This window comes from Marinobacterium rhizophilum (assembly GCF_024397915.1).
GTDB lineage: Bacteria > Pseudomonadota > Gammaproteobacteria > Pseudomonadales > Balneatricaceae > Marinobacterium_A > Marinobacterium_A rhizophilum_A.
Genome location: NZ_CP073347.1, coordinates 3661924 through 3682453 on the forward strand (window position 1 = coordinate 3661924; position 20530 = coordinate 3682453).

18 protein-coding genes are annotated in these 20530 nt (G+C 61.3%); 6 read left to right on the top strand and 12 right to left on the bottom strand.

The window, feature by feature from the left end; all coding sequences use genetic code 11:
• Nucleotides 1-31: 31 nt before the first annotated feature.
• The 3 genes from phoB to KDW95_RS16440 all read right to left on the bottom strand — a co-directional run bounded on the left by phoB (nucleotide 32) and on the right by KDW95_RS16440 (nucleotide 2313).
• Complete coding sequence (phoB, locus tag KDW95_RS16430) at nucleotides 32-727, bottom strand: phosphate regulon transcriptional regulator PhoB (protein WP_255852901.1); 696 nt, start codon at nucleotides 725-727, stop codon at nucleotides 32-34.
• A gap of 122 nt (nucleotides 728-849) precedes the next feature.
• Entirely contained in the window at nucleotides 850-1743 is an 894-nt protein-coding gene (gene ubiA / locus KDW95_RS16435) for a 4-hydroxybenzoate octaprenyltransferase (RefSeq protein ID WP_255852902.1), read from the bottom strand.
• A gap of 6 nt (nucleotides 1744-1749) precedes the next feature.
• Nucleotides 1750-2313 (bottom strand): chorismate--pyruvate lyase family protein, encoded by a 564-nt coding sequence (locus tag KDW95_RS16440; protein WP_255852903.1) that lies wholly within the window; start codon nucleotides 2311-2313, stop codon nucleotides 1750-1752.
• A 106-nt stretch (nucleotides 2314-2419) separates the two neighbouring features.
• On the opposite strand from KDW95_RS16440, the gene KDW95_RS16445 reads away from it, so the two are divergent.
• Nucleotides 2420-2995, top strand: a complete 576-nt coding sequence (locus tag KDW95_RS16445) for a DUF1415 domain-containing protein (protein ID WP_255852904.1) — start codon at nucleotides 2420-2422, stop codon at nucleotides 2993-2995.
• A gap of 42 nt (nucleotides 2996-3037) precedes the next feature.
• Here the strand turns inward: KDW95_RS16445 and phoU are convergent, their stop codons facing one another.
• The 5 genes from phoU to KDW95_RS16470 form a co-directional block, all read right to left on the bottom strand.
• A complete protein-coding gene (gene phoU / locus KDW95_RS16450) occupies nucleotides 3038-3790 on the bottom strand; it encodes a phosphate signaling complex protein PhoU (RefSeq protein WP_255852905.1) in 753 nt (250 codons plus the stop codon).
• Between the two features lie 57 nt (nucleotides 3791-3847).
• Nucleotides 3848-4681: a phosphate ABC transporter ATP-binding protein PstB gene (gene pstB / locus KDW95_RS16455; RefSeq protein ID WP_304941558.1), complete on the bottom strand. Its 834-nt coding sequence runs from the start codon at nucleotides 4679-4681 to the stop codon at nucleotides 3848-3850.
• A gap of 38 nt (nucleotides 4682-4719) precedes the next feature.
• A complete protein-coding gene (pstA, locus tag KDW95_RS16460; RefSeq protein WP_255852906.1) occupies nucleotides 4720-6408 on the bottom strand; it encodes a phosphate ABC transporter permease PstA in 1689 nt (562 codons plus the stop codon).
• Nucleotides 6409-6431: 23 nt separating this feature from the next.
• On the bottom strand, nucleotides 6432-8708 hold the full coding sequence (locus KDW95_RS16465; protein ID WP_255852907.1) for an ABC transporter permease subunit: 2277 nt from the start codon (nucleotides 8706-8708) through the stop codon (nucleotides 6432-6434).
• Between the two features lie 179 nt (nucleotides 8709-8887).
• On the bottom strand, nucleotides 8888-9859 hold the full coding sequence (locus KDW95_RS16470) for a PstS family phosphate ABC transporter substrate-binding protein (RefSeq protein WP_255852908.1): 972 nt from the start codon (nucleotides 9857-9859) through the stop codon (nucleotides 8888-8890).
• A 214-nt stretch (nucleotides 9860-10073) separates the two neighbouring features.
• Here KDW95_RS16470 and KDW95_RS16475 point away from each other — a divergent pair, with 214 nt between their 5' ends.
• Nucleotides 10074-10472 (top strand): acyl-CoA thioesterase, encoded by a 399-nt coding sequence (locus KDW95_RS16475; RefSeq protein WP_255852909.1) that lies wholly within the window; start codon nucleotides 10074-10076, stop codon nucleotides 10470-10472.
• 105 nt (nucleotides 10473-10577) lie between these two features.
• The gene (locus tag KDW95_RS16480) at nucleotides 10578-11426 is read left to right on the top strand and encodes a class I SAM-dependent methyltransferase (protein ID WP_255852910.1); all 849 of its coding nucleotides are present in this window, start codon (nucleotides 10578-10580) and stop codon (nucleotides 11424-11426) included.
• A gap of 19 nt (nucleotides 11427-11445) precedes the next feature.
• Here KDW95_RS16480 and uvrD read toward each other — a convergent pair whose 3' ends face one another.
• The 3 genes from uvrD to KDW95_RS16495 all read right to left on the bottom strand — a co-directional run bounded on the left by uvrD (nucleotide 11446) and on the right by KDW95_RS16495 (nucleotide 15058).
• Nucleotides 11446-13665 (bottom strand): DNA helicase II, encoded by a 2220-nt coding sequence (gene uvrD, locus KDW95_RS16485; protein ID WP_255852911.1) that lies wholly within the window; start codon nucleotides 13663-13665, stop codon nucleotides 11446-11448.
• A gap of 129 nt (nucleotides 13666-13794) precedes the next feature.
• Nucleotides 13795-14772 carry a homoserine kinase gene (locus KDW95_RS16490; RefSeq protein WP_255852912.1) on the bottom strand — a complete coding sequence of 326 codons (978 nt, stop codon included), beginning with the start codon at nucleotides 14770-14772 and terminating at the stop codon, nucleotides 13795-13797.
• A 4-nt stretch (nucleotides 14773-14776) separates the two neighbouring features.
• Nucleotides 14777-15058 carry a DUF2782 domain-containing protein gene (locus KDW95_RS16495; protein ID WP_255852913.1) on the bottom strand — a complete coding sequence of 94 codons (282 nt, stop codon included), beginning with the start codon at nucleotides 15056-15058 and terminating at the stop codon, nucleotides 14777-14779.
• 90 nt (nucleotides 15059-15148) lie between these two features.
• Between KDW95_RS16495 and polA the strand changes: the two genes are divergently transcribed.
• Nucleotides 15149-17911 carry a DNA polymerase I gene (gene polA, locus KDW95_RS16500; RefSeq protein ID WP_255852914.1) on the top strand — a complete coding sequence of 921 codons (2763 nt, stop codon included), beginning with the start codon at nucleotides 15149-15151 and terminating at the stop codon, nucleotides 17909-17911.
• Nucleotides 17912-18134: 223 nt separating this feature from the next.
• On the opposite strand, the gene yihA is transcribed toward polA, so the two are convergent.
• Nucleotides 18135-18821, bottom strand: coding sequence for a ribosome biogenesis GTP-binding protein YihA/YsxC (gene yihA, locus KDW95_RS16505; RefSeq protein WP_255852915.1), 687 nt, complete (start codon nucleotides 18819-18821; stop codon nucleotides 18135-18137).
• 198 nt (nucleotides 18822-19019) lie between these two features.
• Here yihA and KDW95_RS16510 point away from each other — a divergent pair, with 198 nt between their 5' ends.
• On the top strand, nucleotides 19020-19622 hold the full coding sequence (locus KDW95_RS16510) for a c-type cytochrome (protein WP_255852916.1): 603 nt from the start codon (nucleotides 19020-19022) through the stop codon (nucleotides 19620-19622).
• A 138-nt stretch (nucleotides 19623-19760) separates the two neighbouring features.
• Complete coding sequence (locus KDW95_RS16515; RefSeq protein ID WP_255852917.1) at nucleotides 19761-20390, top strand: thiol:disulfide interchange protein DsbA/DsbL; 630 nt, start codon at nucleotides 19761-19763, stop codon at nucleotides 20388-20390.
• The last annotated feature ends 140 nt before the right edge of the window (nucleotides 20391-20530 follow it).

Sequence of the window (20530 nt, forward strand, 5' to 3'; positions counted from 1 at the left end):
AGTCGTCGGGGTCCCGTTGTCAGAGAGCGCATTATGCCACCTGGGAAGAGAAGCGGTAACCGGTGCCGCGCACGGTTTGCACCAGGTAGTCGTGGCGCTCGCCCAGGGCCTTTCTCAGGCGCCGGATATGGACATCGACGGTGCGCTCCTCGACGTAGACATTGCCGCCCCAGACCATGTCCAGCAGCTGGCTGCGGGAATAGGCGCGATCCTGGTGAGTCATGAAGAACTGCAGCAGGCGGAACTCCGTGGGCCCCAGCTCCACCGGCTTGTCGTCGGAGGTAACGCGGTGCGAGATCGGGTCCAGCATCAGGCCGTCGACGCTGACCGGCTCCTCGACACCCTTGGGGGTCGTGCGGCGCAAGACGGTTTTCAGTCGTGCGACCAGCTCGCGGGGCGAGAAGGGTTTGGTGATGTAGTCATCCACGCCGGACTCCAGTCCCTTCACCTTGCTGTCTTCCTCGCCCTTGGCGGTGAGCATGATGATGGGGATTTCTGCCGTGAGTGCATCCTTGCGCAGCCTGCGAGCAAACTCGATGCCGGTCATGCCGGGCATCATCCAGTCCAGCAACACCAGATCCGGTGGGCTGTCCACGACCAGCTCGTGGGCATCGCGGGCGTTATCAGCTTCCAGGCACTCGTAGCCGGCCATTTCCAGCGCCACCGCGATCATCTCGCGGATCGGCGCTTCGTCGTCGACAATCAGTACACGTTTTGCTGCAGACATGGGTCCTGCCTCTTTTACGTAGCAATTAAGACGACAACATTACAAACGCAAATTATGACAGAGATGTGACGGTGGCTGTAATCCGCGCTAATCCGTCGGTTTTTCGGGGCAAAAAGCGCCGATCAGGCGCCAGTGCCCAAAAGGTAGTCGGCGGCAAGGCCCAGAAAGATCACCAGCCCGGCATAGTGATTGTTGAGGAAGGCGCGAAAGCAGGCGTCGCGCATCCGCTCGCGGGCCAGCCATGCCTGATAGACAAAGAAACCGGCGGCGGCGGCCAGGCCTGCAAAGTACCAGCCGCCCAGGCCCAGGTTTCTGCCCACCAGGCACAGGCACAGCAATGACAGTGCCTGCAGCAGGCCAATGATCAGGCGGTCGGCATCGCCGAACAGTATGGCGGTGGACTTGACGCCTATCTTGAGGTCGTCATCCCGGTCCACCATGGCGTAGTAAGTGTCATAGGCCACGGTCCAGAGCACGTTGGCCAGGAACAGCAGCCAGGCATTGGGCACCAGGTCGGCCTCCAGCGCCGTAAAGGCCATGGGAATGGCCCAGGAAAAGGCGGCACCGAGCACCAGCTGGGGCAAGTGCGTGTAGCGTTTCATGAAGGGGTAGCAACAGGCCAGCAGCAGGCCGCCGAAAGACATCAGCACCGTGGTGGTGTTGGTGTACAGCACCAGCATGAAGGCCAGCAGCATGAGCACGGCGAACAGGTACAGAGCCTCCCGGTTGCTGACCCGACCGGAGGGTAGTGGGCGGGCGGCGGTGCGTTTGACATGGCCATCAACCTTGCGATCGGCGAAGTCATTGATCACGCAGCCGGCGGCGCGGGTCAGGAACACGCCGGCGCTGAAGATCAGCAGGATATCCAGTGGCGGCACGCCGTCTGCGGCTATCCAAAGGGCCCAGAAGGTTGGCCACAGCAGCAGGTAGATGCCAATGGGCTTGTTGACCCGGGATAGCTGGACATAGGCGTCCAGGCGGTCGCGCAGGCAGTGATATGCGGTTTGTTGGTGCATGGGCGATTATCCGTTGTTGCCCCGGTACAGGGGGTATTCTACGTGCTGAAGCGGCGGCAAAAAAACTTCACAGACCAGCAGGGGCTTGCCGGCCAGCCGAAACACCGACCGGCGGGCCCAGAGTGGCGCAGTGCCAGGCAGGCGCAGCTGACCGATCTGCAGCGGTTCGCGCTGCATCGTCGGGTCGCTGAACAGCAGGGACCCCAGGGAACGGCTGCCCACGCCCTTGAGCTGGCGTTGCGGGCCGGACAGCGTACCGACGGGAAAGACAGAACGGGCATAGACCCAGGGCTCCCCCTGGCCCAGTAGCTCCACTTCGCGGATCAGGGCCAGGCGCCTGGGTGGCAGGCCCAGGGTGCGGGCTTCGGAGCGGGTAGGCCGTGCATAGCGCAGGCGCAGCAGTCGCACGCCGAACTGGCCATGGCTGGCCTTTATCAGCCGTTGTGTCAGGCTGCCTTTGTCCTGCAGCCAGTGCCGCCAGGGCTGTGGCGCCGCCTGCCGGGATGGTCGCCTGAAGGCGCGCCAGCGGGTCGGGAATTGGTTGCGGGTCAGGGCTTGAGCAGGTGTCACGGCAGGGGTCCGGGCCAGGAAAGGGGCCTATCTTAGCACTCGGGCGGCAGGGCTCAAGCCGTGTGAGCTATGCACTGTTTGCGCCGGGCTGTGGTAGCATCGCGCGATGAACGAAAAGACGACAGAGTTTGATATCGAGCAGGTGTGCCGGCTGACCCGGCGCTGGGTTGAAGTCATGGTGGTGGGCGAGAACCTGTGCCCCTTTGCCGCCTCTGTGCTCAAGCGCGACCAGATCCGCTTTGCGGTGTCCCAGGCGCAGGATGGCGCAGGGGTGGCCCGGGACTTTCTGGCGGAACTGGCACTGATCCAGCAGACGCCGGAAGACGATATCGCCACGACCCTGCTGATCGTGCCCGCAGCACTGGGAGATTTTTACGACTACCTGGATGCGCTGGCGCAGTGCGAGGAACTGATCACCGACGCGGGCCTGGAGGGCGTGTTCCAGCTGGCCAGCTTTCACCCGAACTATCGCTTTGGCGGTGTACCACCGGACGATATCAGTCACTGGACCAACCGCTCGCCCTACCCGATGTTTCACCTGCTGCGTGAAGGCCAGATGAGCCGGGTACTGGCACACTATCCCGATCCCGATGCCATCCCCGAACGCAATATCGAGCACCTGCGGGCGCTGGGCCGCGAGGGCCTGATCGCCCGCTTCCCCCCGTTCGCCGACTACTGCTGAGCTGCGCTGCCGCGGCGTACGCGCCGCCGCAGCGCTATCGACTCAGGCGTCGTCGTCTTCGTCCTGGGAATCGGTTTCTTCACGCACGGTACGGTGCATTTCCTGCAGGCTCTGGTGACGCACGTCCGTGCCGCTGACCAGGTACACCAGGTGCTCGGCCAGGTTGCAGACGTGATCGCCGATACGCTCGAGCGAACGCAGTACCCAGATCACATTCAGGACGCTGCTGATCGAGCGCGGGTCTTCCATCATGTAAGTGGCCAGTGAGCGCATGGCGGAGCGGTATTCCTGGTCCACGGCCTTGTCCTGCTTGGCGACCTGGTATGCCAGGTTGATATCGCTGCGGGCGAAGGCGGTGAGGACATCACGTACCATGATGCGCACCAGGCTGCCGATATGGCGAATTTCCTGGTAGCCGCGGGGCGACTCGCCGCCCTTGACCAGCTCCATGGCCTGGCGCGAGATGCGGGTCGCTTCGTCGCCGATGCGCTCCAGGTCTACCACGGCGCGGGAGATCGACATGATCATGCGCAGGTCGCTGGCAGCGGGCTGACGGCGGGCGATGATGCGGGTGCAGTGCTCGTCGATCATCAGCTCCATGTCGTTGGTCTGCTTGTCGCCGCGCAGTGAGCGCTCGGCCAGATCGCTGTCGCCGTTCAGCAGGGCTTCGATGCTGTCCTGCACCTGGCGCTCCACCAGGCCGCCCATGGTAAGCAGTTCGGTACGGATCTGTTCGAGATCCTGGTTGAACTGCTGGGAAATGTGCGTGCTGTAGCCGTCTTTTTCATATTCCACGGTGTCTGTCTCCGTAGCGGTTGTTCGGGTTATCGCATCGTTGCAGGGGCAACAGCATCAGCCGTAGCGGCCGGTGATGTAGTCTTCGGTCTGCTTCTGTACCGGGTTGGTAAAGAGGGTATCCGTGACACCGAACTCGATCAGGTCACCCATGTACATGAAGGCGGTGTAGTCCGAAACCCGGGCTGCCTGCTGCATGTTGTGGGTTACGATGGCGATGGTGAAATCCTTTTTGAGGGCGTGGATCAGCTCTTCGATTTTCAGGGTCGAGATCGGGTCCAGGGCCGATGCCGGTTCATCCAGCAGCAGAACTTCCGGCTTTACGGCGATGGTACGGGCGATAACCAGGCGCTGCTGCTGACCGCCGGACATGCCCAGGGCGCTCTCGTGCAGGCGATCCTTGACCTCATCCCAGAGGGCGGCGGAGCGCAGTGCCCATTCGACGGTATCATCGATCAGGCGTTTCTTCTTCAGGCCCTGAATGCGCAGGCCGTAGGCCACGTTTTCGTAGATGGACTTGGGGAAGGGGTTGGGCTTCTGGAACACCATGCCAACACGGCGACGCAGTTCGGCGACGTCCACCCCGCGACCGTAGATGTTGTTGTCGTCCAGCAGGATCTCGCCGTTGATGCGGCAGCCGTCCACCAGGTCGTTCATGCGGTTGAAGCAGCGCAGCAAGGTCGACTTGCCGCAGCCGGAGGGGCCGATAAAGGCCGTGACCCGGTTCTTCGGAATCTGCATGTTGATGCCGTGCAGCGCTTCCTTGTCGCCGTAGCTCAGGCGCAGATCATTGACCCGCAGGGTGATTTCCTCGTCGTCCATGTTCAGTACACGGGGATCGCGCTTGAGCGAGGAAATGTCGATTGCATGGGATTTCATATTGCTAGTCATGTCTCAAACCTTTGTTAAGTCAGCACGTCAGGCCAGCGTTACATTTCAAGCGCTTTGTATTTCTCGCGCAGATGGTTGCGGATCGCGATGGCCGAGAAGTTCAGCAGGGCGATCACCACCACCAGCAGCAGCGCTGTGGCATAAACCAGCGGACGGGCCGCTTCCACGTTCGGACTCTGGAAACCCACATCATAGATGTGGAAGCCCAGGTGCATGAATTTCTGATCAAGATGCAGGTACGGGTAGTTCATGTCCAGCGGCAGGCTCGGCGCCAGCTTGACCACACCCACCAGCATCAGTGGTGCCACCTCACCGGCGGCCCGGGCAATGGCCAGGATAACACCGGTCATGATGGCGGGGCTTGCCATGGGCAGTACCACCTTCCACAGGGTTTCGGCCTTGGTGGCGCCCAGCGCCAGGGAGCCTTCGCGCACGGCACGGGGAATACGGCTAAGGCCTTCCTCGGTCGCCACAATGACCACCGGTACCGTGAGCAGTGCCAGGGTCAGGGACGCCCACATCAGGCCGCCGGTACCAAAGGTCGGTGACGGCTTGGCTTCGGGGAAGAACAGGTCATCGATATTCCCCCCCAGGAAGTAGACGAAAAAGCCCAGCCCGAAGACACCGTAAACAATGGAGGGGACACCGGCGAGGTTGTTCACCGCAATGCGCAGCACGCGGGTGGTGAAACCCTGGCGTGCATATTCGCGCAGGTAGACGGCGGCAATCACACCGAAGGGCGTTACCATCACGGACATCAGCAGCACCATCATGACGGTGCCGTAGATGGCCGGGAAGATGCCGCCTTCGGTATTGGCCTCACGGGGGTCGTCGGCGATGAACTCCCAGATCTTGGCCATGTAATGCAGGATCTTGTCACCCAGGTGCATGCTGTTGGGCAGGAAGGCGCGCACGACCTTGGACAGCTGTACTTCAACCGTGCGTCCGTCAGCCACCACGGCGACGAAGCTGTCCCGGTTCAGCGCGTTGCTCAGTTCCAGCAGTTCGACCTGCAGTACCTCATACTGGGCGTCCAGTTCGCTGCGACGGTCTTCGATCTCGGCGAAGGCCTGCACGTCGGTGCTGTTTTTCAGCTCCAGCGCGCGCTGCTTCAGGCGCAGGCGCTCCAGCTCGTAGTTGATGGAGCCGATAACGCCTTTCTGAATATCCTCGATCTGGTCGTGTAGTTCCTTGGCGCGAACAATGCGGCGCTGGAAATCCTGCCACAGTGCGTCGTACTCGGGGCCCGGTGCAACGCCGTCATGCTGTGCAACCAGCTCGCCATCCTGTTTGATGGCCTGCAGGTAGCCGTAGAGGTTGCCCCATTCATGCCGTTCGGCGACGAACATCGTCACCGGGTAGCTGCGTTCGGTGACATGGTCGTCCAGCGCCCAGACAAAGTCGGTGCCGGTGACATCGCGGTTGCCGACCTTGAACAGGTCACGCTTCATGTGTTCGAGCCCGGCGGGAACATCCACCCCGGAATCGCGCAGCTGGGCGGCGGGTACAAACTCGGACTCCACCAGTTCGCCCACCAGCACGGAGCGCTGGCCGTTCTGATCGTAAGTCGCGCTGAGCACGTCGGCGGGCCAGAAGTGACCCAGGCCGCGTACGGCGATCAGGGCCAGCAGGCCCAGTACCATGATGATACAGATGGCCACGGCGCCGGCATTGAGCCAGACCCAGGGGGAGCCGGAGCGGGTCCAGTCGGAAACGGAAATTCTCATCACATTAATCCTCAGTCACCCGATTACAGAGAGCCATATTTCTGGCGCAGATGCTGGCGTATGCTCTCGGCCAGGGTATTCACCACGAAGGTGAACATGAACAGCACGAAGGCGGCCAGGAACAGGATGCGGAAGTGGGTGCTGCCGACTTCGGACTCCGGCATTTCCACCGCGATATTGGCGGCCAGGGTACGCATGCCCTCAAAGATGTTTACATCCATGATGGGGGTGTTGCCGGTGGCCATCAGCACGATCATGGTTTCACCCACCGCGCGCCCCATGCCGATCATCACCGCCGAGAAGATACCGGGGCTGGCGGTCGGCATGACCACCCGTACCAGGGTCTGCCAGGGGGTTGCACCCAGTGCCAGGGAGCCGTAGCTGAGGCTTTTCGGCACGGCGAAGATGGCATCCTCGGTGATCGAGAAGATGGTCGGAATCACGGCGAAGCCCATGGCGATACCCACCACCAGGGCATTGCGCTGATCGTAGCTGATGCCCAGGGTCTGGCTGACCCACAGCCGCATGTCGCCGTTGAACAGCAGGTTTTCCACCGGACCGGCCAGTGCAAAGCTGAACCACGTAGCCAGTATGACGACCGGAATCAGCAGGGCGGCATCCCAGCCTTCGGGCAGCAGGAAGCGAATCCTGTTGGGCAGCTGCGCCCAGCCAAAGGCGAACGCCAGGATAGAGGCCGGGATCACCAGCAGAATCAGGAACACCGCGGCCAGGTTGAGTTCCATGAAGGGCGCCAGCCAGAGACCGGCCAGAAAGCCCAGAATGACCGTGGGCAGGGCTTCCATCAGCTCGATGACGGGCTTCACCTTGCGGCGCAGGCCCGGTGCCATGAAGTAGGCGGTGTAGATGGCACCGCAGATCGCCAGCGGAGTGGCCAGCAGCATGGCATAAAAGGCGGCCTTGAGGGTGCCGAATGCCAGCGGCATCAGGCTGTATTTGGGCTCGAAATCATTGTTGGCGGCCGAGGACTGCCATACGTAGGCCGGTTCCTCATAGCCTTCGTACCAGACCTTGTTCCAGAGCGCGCTCCAGGAAATGTCCGGGTGCTCGTTGTGAATGGCCCAGAAGCTCAGGTTGCCGTTGCGCTCAAGCAGCATGGCGTTGGAGCGCGGCGCATAGGCGATCTGGTCGGCGGGGCCATCAAGCAGCTTCTCGCTCAGCACGTTGCGCTCGGCGGTGGTGTTGAACAGTTTCAGGGTGCCTGTGTCGTCCAGGGTGGCGAAACCCTTGCGGCGGTGCTCGGTGGTAAAACCGGACAGGGCTTCACCCCCGGTCTCGAAGCTGCGAATCGGGGTCAGCTGCCAGTCGCCCTGTTCGTCACGCACCAGGAACCACTGGGACACCCGGCCCCTGGCGTCGGCCAGCATCAGCGAGTTGCCACCGAGCAGAAGTTCGAATGCCTTGATGTCGCCGGTGGTGGCATTGATGATCTGGGTGATACTGGCGTCATTCGGGGCCTGCAGGTCGGCTACGGCCAGCTTGCCGCCCTGGGCGGCGATCAGCAGCCAGCGACGGTCCGGCATCAGTAGCAGCTTGGTGGCCTTGACGTTTGGCTGGGCCAGGCTGCTGGTTTCGATGTTGGTTTCCACTTCGCCGGTGAGGAAGTTTTCGGTCAGTTCGACATCGGTCTGGAACAGGTTCTGAGTATTGCCGCCGACCAGGCGCCAGCTTTCGCCATCACCATTGACGCTGAGCAGCTCCAGCGGGCTGTTTCCTACGGCAATGGGGTCGCTACCCAGCGGGTACGCGAGCTCCGGTGACAGCACGCGCACGCCATCGGGGTAGGAGGCCTTGTAGTCGTGACGCAGCACCAGGGCGCTGCCGTTGCTCAGGCCCAGGGCGAACAGGCGACGGGCATCGGAGATGAGCGCGAAGCTGCTGATGGTCACGCCTTCAGGCAGGCTCAGCGTTTCCTGGCGCACAATATCGCCGCTGCGGGTATCGAAGAAGATCGCTTCGGCGTCCCTGGTCAGGCGCAGACCGATTTCGGCCTGTTCTTCCATGGCCAGATACAGCGTATCGCCCTGACCCGGAACCGGGTAGGGGCTGACTGCCTGGCCGTTCTGCTGCCAGGGCTCAACGGCAGCGGAACGGAACAGTGGCATTACTTCATACAGCAGATAGAAAAAGATCAGCAGAATGGCGACGATGACACTGATGCCGCCGATACCGATGCCCAAGGTCGCAGCCCTGTCCTTCAGTGCGCGCATCTTGCGCTTGCGCCTGGCGGACGGGGTATTGAAATCGAGCTCGGGTACGCTAACTGTGGCTTCGTTGCTCATGGCACTCGGTCCCCGGAAGTCTTGAATTTACGGCGGCTACAATAATGCAGTTATATGACGCTTTTGTTACAGGCCGCAGACAATAAAATGCAGGGATACCGTTGCCAGTATCCCTGCATGTCACATGCTTGGCATCTTTCCCCGCCGGCGTCAGGCCGAAGCGGGGGAAGGTGCAAGCATTACAGGCCCAGAGCGGCCATCTGCTTCTCGACAACCTTGGCGGGCAGCGGGATGTAGCCGTCTTTCACGACCACTTCCTGACCGGCCTTGGACATGACCAACTTGAGGAACTCGCGCTCCAGCGGCTGCAGGTCGGCGCCCGGCTTCTTGTTGATGTAAACGTACAGTGAACGGGCCAGCGGGTACTTGCCGGTTACGGCGTTTTCCGGAGTGGCGTCTACGAATTCATCACCGGCTTTCTTGGCCAGCGGCAGAGCGCGTACGGAAGCGGTCTTGTAACCGATACCGGAGTAGCCCAGGCCGTTCAGTGAAGTGGAGACAGACTGGACAACAGATGCAGAGCCCGGCTGTTCGTTAACGTTGTTGCGGAAGTCGCCCTTGCACAGCGCCTTTTCCTTGAAGTAGCCGTAGGTGCCGGAAACCGAGTTGCGACCGAACAGCTGGATGCTCTTGTCTGCCAGAGCGCCTTCCATGCCCAGCTGGCCCCAGCTGGAAACGTCATCGGCGGCACCGCACTTGCGAGTGGACGAGAACACGGCGTCAACCTGATCGATGGTCATGCCAGCGATGGGGTTGTCCTTGTGAGCGAACACGGCCAGGGCGTCGATGGCGACAGCAACAGGCGTTGGCTTGTAGCCGTATTTCTGTTCGAAGGCTTCCAGTTCCTTGTCCTTCATCATGCGGGACATGGGGCCGATGTTGGACGTGCCTTCGGTCAGTGCGGGGGGCGCAGTAGAAGAGCCGGCGGCCTGAATCTGGATGTTGACGTTGGGGTACAGGCGCTTGAACTCTTCAGCCCAGAGGGTCATCAGGTTGGCCAGGGTGTCGGAGCCGACGCTGGACAGGTTACCGGAGACGCCCGATGCCTTTTCGTAAGTCGGCAGGTTGGCGTCCAGCAGATCGGAGGCGTTGGCGGTCAGGCAGGTTGCCGAGATGGCAACGGCTGAGAGCAGCTTTTTCATCGGTGTCATGGTTAGCTCCTGATAGAAATTGAGTGTCAGCGTTCTGTGTTGGACGTCACTATAGGGTTGCTCTGTGACACTAATGTGACATCGCCCTGCCGGGCGGCGGATTTCATGACCCAGGGCCCGCCGGTCTGCAGGGGGGGCCTTTTGGGGTAGTGATTTGTGCGCTTGCGAAGATTACACTCTGTGCATTCAAAAATTTCAGGTTGGAAGATCGATCATGTCCAGTAATGATGAACAGAACCCGCTGCCCGATGGCGAACTGAGTCTCAAGCTGCCGGCCAGCAACCAGGCAACCAACATGTTTGGCGATGTCTACGGCGGCTGGGTTGTGGCGCGGGCTGTGGAGGCAGCAGAAATTCGTGCTGCCAAGATTGCCGAGGGGCGTATCGCCACGGTCTCGGTGGGGGGCATGGATTTTCTGTCGCCGGTGCTGGTGGGCACCATCCTGAGCTTCTATACAAGGATTATCGAGCTGGGAAACAGCTCGGCGCGTATCGCCGTGGAGGTCTGGGGTCGCTGCCCGGATGGACGGGAGCTGCGCAAGGTGACCGAAACCGAGTGTGTACAGGTAGCGATTGACCAGCATGGCCATATCCGGCAGTTGCCGGCGCAGTAATCGCCTCCCGCGTGGTCTTGCGGTTGTGCCATGTCAGCTGAACAATGCCGGACTTTAATGGACTAACAGGGCCCGGCTTGGCCTGCGCTATGGAGATGGCACACAATGCGACGTTTAAAACTGCTCAGGATGGCACTGTCGACACTGCTCGGCTGGCGCCGCCAGGGGTATTTCCTGCCGTACCGCTATGCCGATCAGCTACCGGTGGCGACACCGTCCTATGGTGCGATCGAGCAATTGCTGGCGCGCCATGAAGCGCAGTTCGCCCAGCAGCTGGCTGCGCTGGACGCCTTCGCGGTGCAGCTGCAAAGCTTTAATCATACCCAGCCGCCCTCGCCGCGCTGGCAGCAGAGCTGGTTTCCCCGTCTGGATGGGGCTATTGCCTATGGCCTGACGCGGCTGCAGCGCCCGCGCCTTATTATCGAGGTGGGATCGGGTCATTCCACCCGCTTCTTTTACCGGGCCTGTCGGGACGAGGGGCTGGATACCGAGCTGCTGTGCATCGACCCGGCGCCACGGGCCGATATCAAGGCGCTGAACCTGACGCTGATTCCCACGCCTGTGCAACAAACCGATCTGGCGCTGTTTCAGCGTTTGCAGCCAGGCGACATGCTGTTTATTGATTCCAGCCACCTGCTGCTGCCAGGCTCGGATGTCGACTGGCTGCTGAACCGGGTCTGGCCGTTGCTGGCCACCGGTGTGCTGGTGCATTTTCATGACATCCTGCTGCCCGACGACTACCCGGCCCGGTGGCGCTGGCGCGGCTACAACGAACAGCAGGGCGTGGCGCCGCTATTGACCAGCGGTGCCGCAGAGCCGGTCTGGGCCAGCCATTATGTGGTCAGCCGCATGCCGGTGCCGTTGCAGGGCAGCTTTGTGGCAGGGCTGCCGATGCCGGATGAGGCGCTGGAAACCAGTCTCTGGCTGCGCAAGACCGTGCCGGCTGTCGAATAGGTGCTGGCCGGGCCCTGCGCTAGAGGGGACTCAGGTTGGCGTAGCCGAGCATCAGCCACTTCGAACCCTCGTCGTCAAAGTTCACCTGTACCCGGGCCTTGGGGCCTGAGCCTTCGTAATTGATCACGGTGCCTTCGCCGAACTTGGCATGACCGACACGCTGGCCCAGGGAAATACTGGTGGCGGGCACCTCGGCATTGGCCAGGGATGAGCCGCTGCCCTGGAACAGGGGCTCGCTCGGGGCTCGGGCCGTCAGCGGCCGGCGCACCTGGGCATTGAGGCGAACTTCCTCGATCAGCCCGGGCGGCACCTCCTGGATAAAGCGCGAGGCGCGGTTGAAGTTTTCCTGGCCATGCAGCCGGCGCGATTCGGCATAGGTCAGGTACAGTTTTTTCATGGCGCGGGTGATGCCGACGTAGCACAGGCGGCGCTCTTCTTCGAGCCGGCCCGGCTCCTCAATTGACATCTTGTGGGGAAACAGGCCTTCTTCCATACCGGCCAGGAACACCAGCGGGAATTCCAGACCCTTGGCCGAGTGCAGCGTCATCATCTGCACGCTGTCCTGGTGTTCATCGGCCTGGGCATCACCGGCATCCAGTGCCGCCTGATCGAGAAAGGCAACCAGCGGTGTGCGGGCTTCGGCTTCCTCGGTGTCGATGTCTTCCTGCCAGCTGCCGGCAAACTGGCGCGCCGCGGTGATCAGCTCATCCAGGTTCTCGAGGCGAGACTGGGCCTTTTCGCCCTTTTCCTTTTCATGGTGCTGGATCAGGCCGCTGTGCTTGATCATGTGCTCGGTCTGTTCGTGCAGCTGGGTATCCCGGGTGTCGCTGTCCAGGCGGTCGATCAGTTCGAGAAAGGCCCGCAGGGCATTGCCGGCGCGCGCCGGCAGCAGGCCCTGCTCAATGATTTCACAGGCGGCCTGCCACATGCTGAGCTCATGCTCGCGGGCGTGCTGGCGCAGCAGCTCGATGGTGCGGGTGCCGATGCCACGGGTCGGCACGTTGATCACGCGCTCCATGGCGGTGTCGTTGTGCCGGCTGGACATCAGGCGCAGGTAGGCCAGGGCATTCTTTATTTCCAGCCGGTCGTAGAAGCGCTGTCCGCCGTAGATGCGATAGGGCACACCTGCGCGAATCAGCATTTCCTCGATAATGCGCGACTGGGCGTTGGAGCGATAGAGCACGGCGGACTCGGAGCGCAGGTTGCCGTCCTGCACCCACTGCTGCACGCGGCCGACGATAAAGCTGGCCTCGTCCTGCTCGTTGAAGGCCGAGTACACCGACAGGGGCTCGCCATCGCTGCCGTCCGTCCAGAGCTGCTTGCCCAGGCGCCCCTGGTTGTTGCCGATCACGGCATTGGCGGCCTGCAGGATGCTGTTGGTGGAGCGATAGTTCTGCTCCAGCTTGATGGTGGAGGTACCGGGGAAGTGCTCCGGCAGGTTCTGGATGTTTTCGATGCGCGCACCACGCCAGCCATAGATCGACTGGTCATCGTCACCCACCGCCATCAGTTTGCGCTCGCTGCCGCACAGCAGGCGCAGCCAGGCGTACTGGATGGCGTTGGTGTCCTGGAACTCGTCCACCAGCAGGTAACGGAAGCGCTCCTGGTAGTGCTTGAGCAGGGCCGGGGAGCGGTCGCGCAGCAGCTCAAGGCTGCGCAGCAGCAGTTCGCCGAAGTCGATCATGCCGCCGCGCTCGCAGGCCTGTTCGTAGGCCACATAGACATTCAGCATGGTGCGCTGGAAAGGATCGTTGGAGGGCTCGATATGGCGCGCGCGCAGGCCTTCGTCTTTCTGGGCGTTGATAAACCACTGGAACTGCCGGGCCGGCCAGCGCTGCTCGTCCAGGTTCATTTCCTTGGCCAGGCGCTTGATCAGCCGCAGCTGGTCGTCGCTGTCCATGATCTGGAAGTTGTCCGGCAGGCCGGCGTCACGCCAGTGGGATCGCAGCAGGCGGTGTGCCAGGCCGTGGAAGGTTCCGACCCACATGCCGTGGGGGTTGAGTCCCAGCAGCTCCTCGATACGCCCGCGCATTTCCCGCGCCGCCTTGTTGGTAAAGGTTACGGCCATGATGGAGTAGGGCGAGATGCCCTCGACCTGAATCAGCCAGGCAATGCGGTGTACCAGCACGCGGGTTTTACCGGAGCCGGCACCGGCCAGCACCAGCAGGTTCTGCACCGGTGCGGAAACGGCTTCGCGCTGGGCGTCGTTGAGCGAGTCGAGAATCGGGGTTACATCCATAGCGGCAACAATCGGGCTCTGCGGTTGATCCCGGGACTCGCCAGCAGTGAAGCCAGACGGTCGCGGGAAGGTAAGGGCTGTATGGGTATCCAGTATAACCCGAACGGCTGCGCTTGGCTGCCGCCGGGGTCAGGGCAGCTGCGAAGGCTGCTCTATGCGGTGCAGCAGGGTGCGCTTGAGCTCGTCCGGGTTCTTGAGCTTCATTTCAACACCCTGGCGCCCGGCCTGTTCGATGCCCAGCCAGGGAATCAGGCGTGACAGCCAGAAGCGCATGGCGGCGGTACGGGTCAGCTGTGACCAGGCCTGGCGCTCGTCGTCGGTGAACGGACGCACGCTGTTGTAGGCACTCAGCAGGGCGGCTTCACGCTCGACATCGATACTGCCATCGGGCCTGGCGCACCAGTCGTTCGCCACGATCGCCAGGTCGTACAGCAGGTAGGCGGTGGCGGCGTTGTAGACATCCAGAATGGCGCTGATGTCGGTGCCGTTGAACAGGGCATTGTCGTGGAACAGGTCACCGTGGATCACGCCCATCGGCAGGTCCAGCTTGGCCGCGCGCAGGGTATCGAAGTTTTGTACCTCGGTACTGAGCAGCCGAGCGTCTTCCTCCGACAGCCGGCTGACAATCTGCTGGCTTTCGCGGCGCCACCAGAATACGCCCCGGTGGGCCTGGCGGTGCAGATAGAAATCGCTACCGGCGACATGCAGCTGTGCCAGCGCGGTACCGGCGGAGGCACAATGCGCCGGGCGCAGCTCTTCGGGAGCGACATGGCTGCCGGCAAAGCGGGGCAGCAGCAGTGCCGGGCGACCATGCAGCTGCTTCAGGGCAATACCGTCGCGATCCTTGAAGGGGGCGGGCACCGGGCTGCCGCGCTCGGCCAGCCAGCTTGTGAGTTCGACGAAAAAGGGCATTTCCTCCTGCGTGAACTCTTCGAACAGGGTGAGAACAAACTCCTGTTCCTGGCCTGCGGGGCTCTTGAGTGTGACAAAATAGTTGGTGTTTTCTATACCGCCTTCGATACCCTTGTGGGCGACCAGCGTGCCGAGCTCAAAGTCGGCCAGCAGGCGGTTGAGGTCCTGTGCAGTTACTTCTGTATATACCGCCACAATATTACCAGCTGAAAATGACCCATTTGGGGATAAGCAGGGAGGATTCTTCGAAGCGGCTGAATTCACCGCTACCCTCGACCGGCACCAGATAATAGGGCTTCCCGACCTTGGGAACCACCTTGACCTCTTTCAGCACACCGTTGACGCGGTATTCATAAAAGGCGCGTTCATCGTTATGGCGAATGGTGATTTGCGGAGTGTCCGGTTCGAACTCCGGCAGGGTCTCCGCCTGCGCCGGCGGCACCAGCAGCAGGCTGGCGAGCAACAGCAGTTTCTTCATCATATTTCCATATTCATTGGTTGGCTGCGGCATATTTAATATGATTGTCAGCCCTGACACTATCCCCCGGCACTAACAATCATGGATACCGCTATGAGCGAGCAATACCCATCCCTCATTCTAGTCGACGGATCTTCCTATTTATACCGCGCATTCTTTGCATCCCAGCAAGCGGACATGCGCACCAAGGAGGGCTTTCCGACAGGCGCGGTGCGGGTGGTGACCTCGATGCTGCGCAGCCTGATCAAGCAGTACCCGCAAAGCCCGGTGGTGGTCGTGTTCGATGCCAAGGGCAAGACGTTCCGCGACGAACTGTTTGCCGAGTACAAGGCCCAGCGGCCGTCCATGCCGGATGATCTGCGCCTGCAGATAGAGCCGATTCACGACATTATCCGGGCCATGGGGCTGCCGATACTGATGGTGGACGGGGTCGAGGCGGATGATGTAATCGGCACCCTGGCCCGTCAGGCCAGCGCTCAGGCCATGAGTACGCTTATATCCACCGGGGACAAGGATATGGCACAGCTGGTGGACGAGCACGTGACCCTGATCAACACCATGAACGATGTGCGCATGGATGTCGCCGGTGTCGAGGAAAAATTCGGGATTCCGCCGGAGCTGGTGATTGATCTGCTGGCCCTGATGGGTGACAAGGTCGATAACATTCCGGGCGTGCCGGGGGTGGGTGAAAAGACCGCCCTGGGCTTGCTGCAGGGCATCGGTGGTATCGAAGCGCTGTACGAAAACCTCGACAAGATCGCGGCTCTGGGGTTTCGTGGCGCCAAGACCATGGCCAAAAAGCTGGAGGAAAACCGCGAAGCGGCAGAGCTTTCGTACCTGCTGGCGACCATCAAGACCGATGTCGAGCTGGACCAGAGCGTAACCGATTTCGGTCTGCCGACGCCGGATAACGACAAGCTGATGGAGCTGTTTAGCCGCTTTTCGTTTCGCAGCTGGATTCAGGAGCTGGGTTCCTCGGCACGGGCCGATAGCATTGCCCAGGCAGCGGCCGATGCCACGGCAGGCACTGTGGCTGCAGAGCCTGCGCAGATCGAATACGAAACCGTGCTGCTACAGGCGGACCTGGATCGCTGGGTCGGCGCTCTGCAGGCCTCGAGCCTGTTTGCCTTCGATACCGAAACCACCAGCATCGATTCCATGCAGGCAGAACTGGTGGGTGTTTCCTTTGCCATTGAGCCGGGGCGGGCGGCCTATGTGCCGCTCGCCCATGACTATGTGGATGCACCGGATCAGCTGGATCGAGACGCGGTGCTGGCGCAGCTCAAGCCCCTGCTCGAAGATGCGACTCTCGCCAAGGTTGGGCAGCACATCAAGTACGACATGAACGTGCTGGCGCGCTACGGCATCGATCTTCAGGGCGTGGCATTCGACACCATGCTGGAGTCCTATGTGCTGAACTCAGTGGCGACACGCCATGACATGGACAGCCTGGCCGACTTCTACCTGGAGCACAAAACGGTGCACTTCGAGGATATCGCCGGCAAGGGCAAGAAGCAGCTGACCTTCAACCAGATCGCGCTGGAGCAGGCCGCCCCCTATGCTGCCGAGGACGCCGACATTACCTTGCGGCTGCACCAGGTGCTGCATGCCAGGCTGAGCGAAGAGGCAGGGCTGCTGACGGTGTTCGAGGAGATCGAGAAGCCGCTGATCCCGGTGCTGTCCCGGATTGAGCGTAACGGTGCCCTGGTGGATGCCAACCTGCTGGGCCGGCAGAGCATCGAGCTGGGCGAACGCCTGGTGACACTGGAGCGCGAAGCCTTTGAGCTGGCCGGGCGGCCGTTCAACCTGGGCTCTCCCAAGCAGTTGCAGCAGATCTTCTACGAGGAGCAGAAACTGCCGGTGCTGAAAAAGACCCCCAAGGGCGCCCCCTCCACCGCCGAGGAGGTGCTGCAGGAGCTGGCGCTGGACTATCCGCTGCCCAAGCTGATTCTCGAGCACCGGGGCCTGAGCAAGCTCAAGTCGACGTATACGGACAAGCTCCCGCTGATGATCAATCCGGTCACAGGGCGCATACATACCTCCTATCACCAGGCGATCACCGCCACGGGGCGCTTGTCGTCCACCGACCCGAACCTGCAGAACATCCCGATTCGCAGCGCAGAAGGGCGCCGCATCCGTCAGGCCTTTATTGCCCCCCCGGGCTACCGTCTGGTGGCGGCGGACTATTCCCAGATCGAGTTGCGCATCATGGCGCACCTGTCGCAGGACCAGGGCCTGCTGAGTGCTTTTTCCAAGGGAGAGGACATTCATCGCGCCACGGCGGCGGAAGTGTTCAAGGTGGCACTCGATCAGGTCACCATCGAGCAGCGGCGCAGCGCCAAGGCCATCAACTTCGGCCTGATCTATGGCATGTCGGCCTTCGGGCTTGGCAAGCAGCTTGGCATAGGCCGCAACGAGGCGCAGCAGTATATCGACCATTACTTTGCGACCTACCCCGGCGTGCAGCAGTACATGGACGATATTCGTGAAAAGGCGCGGGCCCAGGGCTATGTCGAAACCCTGTTCGGGCGCCGGCTATACCTGCCGGAAATCAATGCCAGCAACGGCATGCGCCGCCAGGGCGCCGAACGCACGGCGATCAATGCACCCATGCAGGGCACGGCGGCGGATATCATCAAGCGCGCCATGGTGCAGGTCGCACAGTGGCTGGACGACACCCAGCTGGACGCCCGGGTCATCATGCAGGTGCACGATGAGCTGGTGTTCGAGGTACGGGAAGACCTGGTCGAGGCTTTCGTGCCGCAGATCAAGGCGCGCATGGCGGCGGCGGCCAAGATGGATGTGCCCCTGCTGGTGGAAGCGGGCGTCGGTTTGCACTGGGACGAAGCGCACTAGCCGCACAAGGCTGGCATTCAGGAGCGGTTAAGAGAATAACTTCTGGCCGCGTCGGAACTTTCGGATCACTGGAGAATCAACTGATACGCAGAGTCACATTTTCACATTTGTCTGTGCCATGGTAGTGATCTCTGACATAAGAAGCATGCGTTGAAGCCCTTCACCTGACTGTAATTCCCCTTCCAGTCAGTTGCGGGGCTTCTTTTTGTGTGCAGGCCTGGCCTCAGGCGTCGTTGTCGTCCCTGTCATCATCGTACCCGGCATCCGGATCCCTGGCTTGGGCGTCGATGGAGTCGAGTTGTAACCAGCTGTTCAGGCGGGTATGCAGCTGCTCGATACCGGTTTTCTTCAGTGCCGAGAATGTCTGCACACTGACGTTGTCACCCAGTCGAGCCTTGAGCTCCTTGCGTACGCTCAGCAGGGTGCTTTGCGCCGGACCGCGCTTGAGCTTGTCGGCCTTGGTCAGCAGCACATGCAACTGCATGCCGGTAGACTCGCACCAGCCCACCATCATTTCGTCAAACTCCTTCATGGGGTGGCGGATGTCCATCACCAGCACCACGCCGCGCAGGCAGCCGCGCTTTTGCAGGTAGGCATCCAGGTGCTTCTGCCAGTGCTCCTTCATGGCCACCGGCACCTTGGCATAGCCATAACCCGGCAGGTCGACAATGCGCGTGCCCGGAACATTCAGGTCAAAGAAGTTGATCAGCTGGGTGCGGCCCGGAGTTTTCGAGGTGCGTGCCAGCTTGGAATTGTTGGTCAGGGTGTTGATTGCACTCGACTTGCCCGCATTGGAGCGACCGGCAAAGGCAACCTCGGCACCGTCGTCTTCCGGGCACTGGCTCAGGCGAGCCGCACTGGTGTTGAAAACGGCGCTGTTGTACTTGATGGGCGAATCAGAGGTGGGCATAGGGGCTCGCTTTGGTGCCGTGGTCGGCGGCAGAACAGATGGTATCCGTTCCAGTTTATGTGGGTATTGGTTATAATGCCGCCAAATTTTACCTGTGGCTGCGCATAACTGCCAGTCAGGGCAAGACACTGAATACAAGTTTACGCCGGTGCGCCGGGGTGGACTCAAACTTTATCAAGCAAGAGTCTGGGTTAGTCGATGAACAAACTACTGATCAGCTTACTGGTGACCTTTGGGATCTCGGGTGTGGCGCAGGCCGCAGGTGATGCTGCCGCCGGCAAGGCGAATACGGCGGTTTGTGCTGCCTGCCACAGCGCCGACGGCAACAGTGCGGTACCGAACTTCCCCAAATTGGCCGGGCAGAACGAAGCCTACCTGCTGAAGCAGCTCAAGGAAATCAAGGACGGCTCGCGCCAGGTCGTTGAAATGACCGGCTTGCTCGGAGGCTACAGCGACCAGGATCTGGCTGATATCGCCGCCTACTTCGCCAGCCAGAAAGTACAGATCGGGCAGGCATCGGAAGAATTGGTCGCTGCCGGCCAGCAGATCTACCGCGCGGGCATCATGGACAAGGGCGTTGCGGCCTGCACGGCGTGCCATTCGCCCAACGGTACCGGCAACGCATCGGCGGGCTTTCCGGCACTGGGTGGCCAGCACGGCGCCTATGTCGAGAAGCAGCTGATGGCGTTTCGCTCCGGCGCACGGGCCAATGACACCAATGGCATGATGCGCGATATCGCAGCCAAGTTGAGCGATGACGATATCAAGGCCGTGGCTGATTACATCCAGGGTCTGCATTGATTCAAGTATTCAGCGCAGGTTTAATAAAGGCAGCTTAGGCTGCCTTTATTGTTGGAGCCTGGTTCTTGTGTCTGCCTGAGTGAACTTTGGCGGCATCCCGGAGTCCCGGTATATCTACAGTTTTTCGGAGAAGGGAAGATGATTAGAAAACTCGTGGTTGGCCTGATGGCGCTGATGATGTCACTGACGGTGTGGGCGGCGGAGCCCTTCCAGGATGGCGTGCACTATGAAACCCTGCCCTTTGCCGTAAAAACGGCGGACCCGGACAAGGTGGAGGTAACGGAAATGTTTGGTTACCTGTGCCCGCACTGCAACAGCTTTGAGCCCCTGGTGGCTGGCTGGCACAAGCGCCAGAATGCCGATGAAGTGCAGTTTGTGCGAGTGCCGGTGGTTTTTGGCCGCAGCTGGGAACCCTTTGCCCGTGCCTACTACACCGCCGAGCTGATGGGCGCGGTCGATCAGAGTCATCAGCAGATGTTTGATGCCATTCACCTGAACAAGCAGCGCTTCTCCAAGCCTGAGGACATGGTGGAGTTCTACGGCAAGCTGGGTGTCGATCGCGAGAAGTTCGGCAAGCTGATGAACTCCTTCGCCGTCAATACCAAGCTGAACCAGGGTGAATCCAAGGCGCGCAGCTACGAAATCACCGGCGTGCCGACCATGGTCGTCAATGGAAAGTACCGCGTGACGGCGTCGTCGGCTGGTGGTCACAAGCAGATGCTGGAAGTGGTCGACTATCTCGTCGAGAAAGAACGCCAATCCAGGTAACGCAGGTTCCGTACTGCAAAAGCCGTCGGCCCTGTCCGGCGGCTTTTGCGTTTCTGGCCTCGACAAGGGGTTATTGCGGCCGGTTTCTTTACCTGCCCGCGGGCAGCAGGCACACTTGGGCGCGGCGGGCCTGAGCCTCG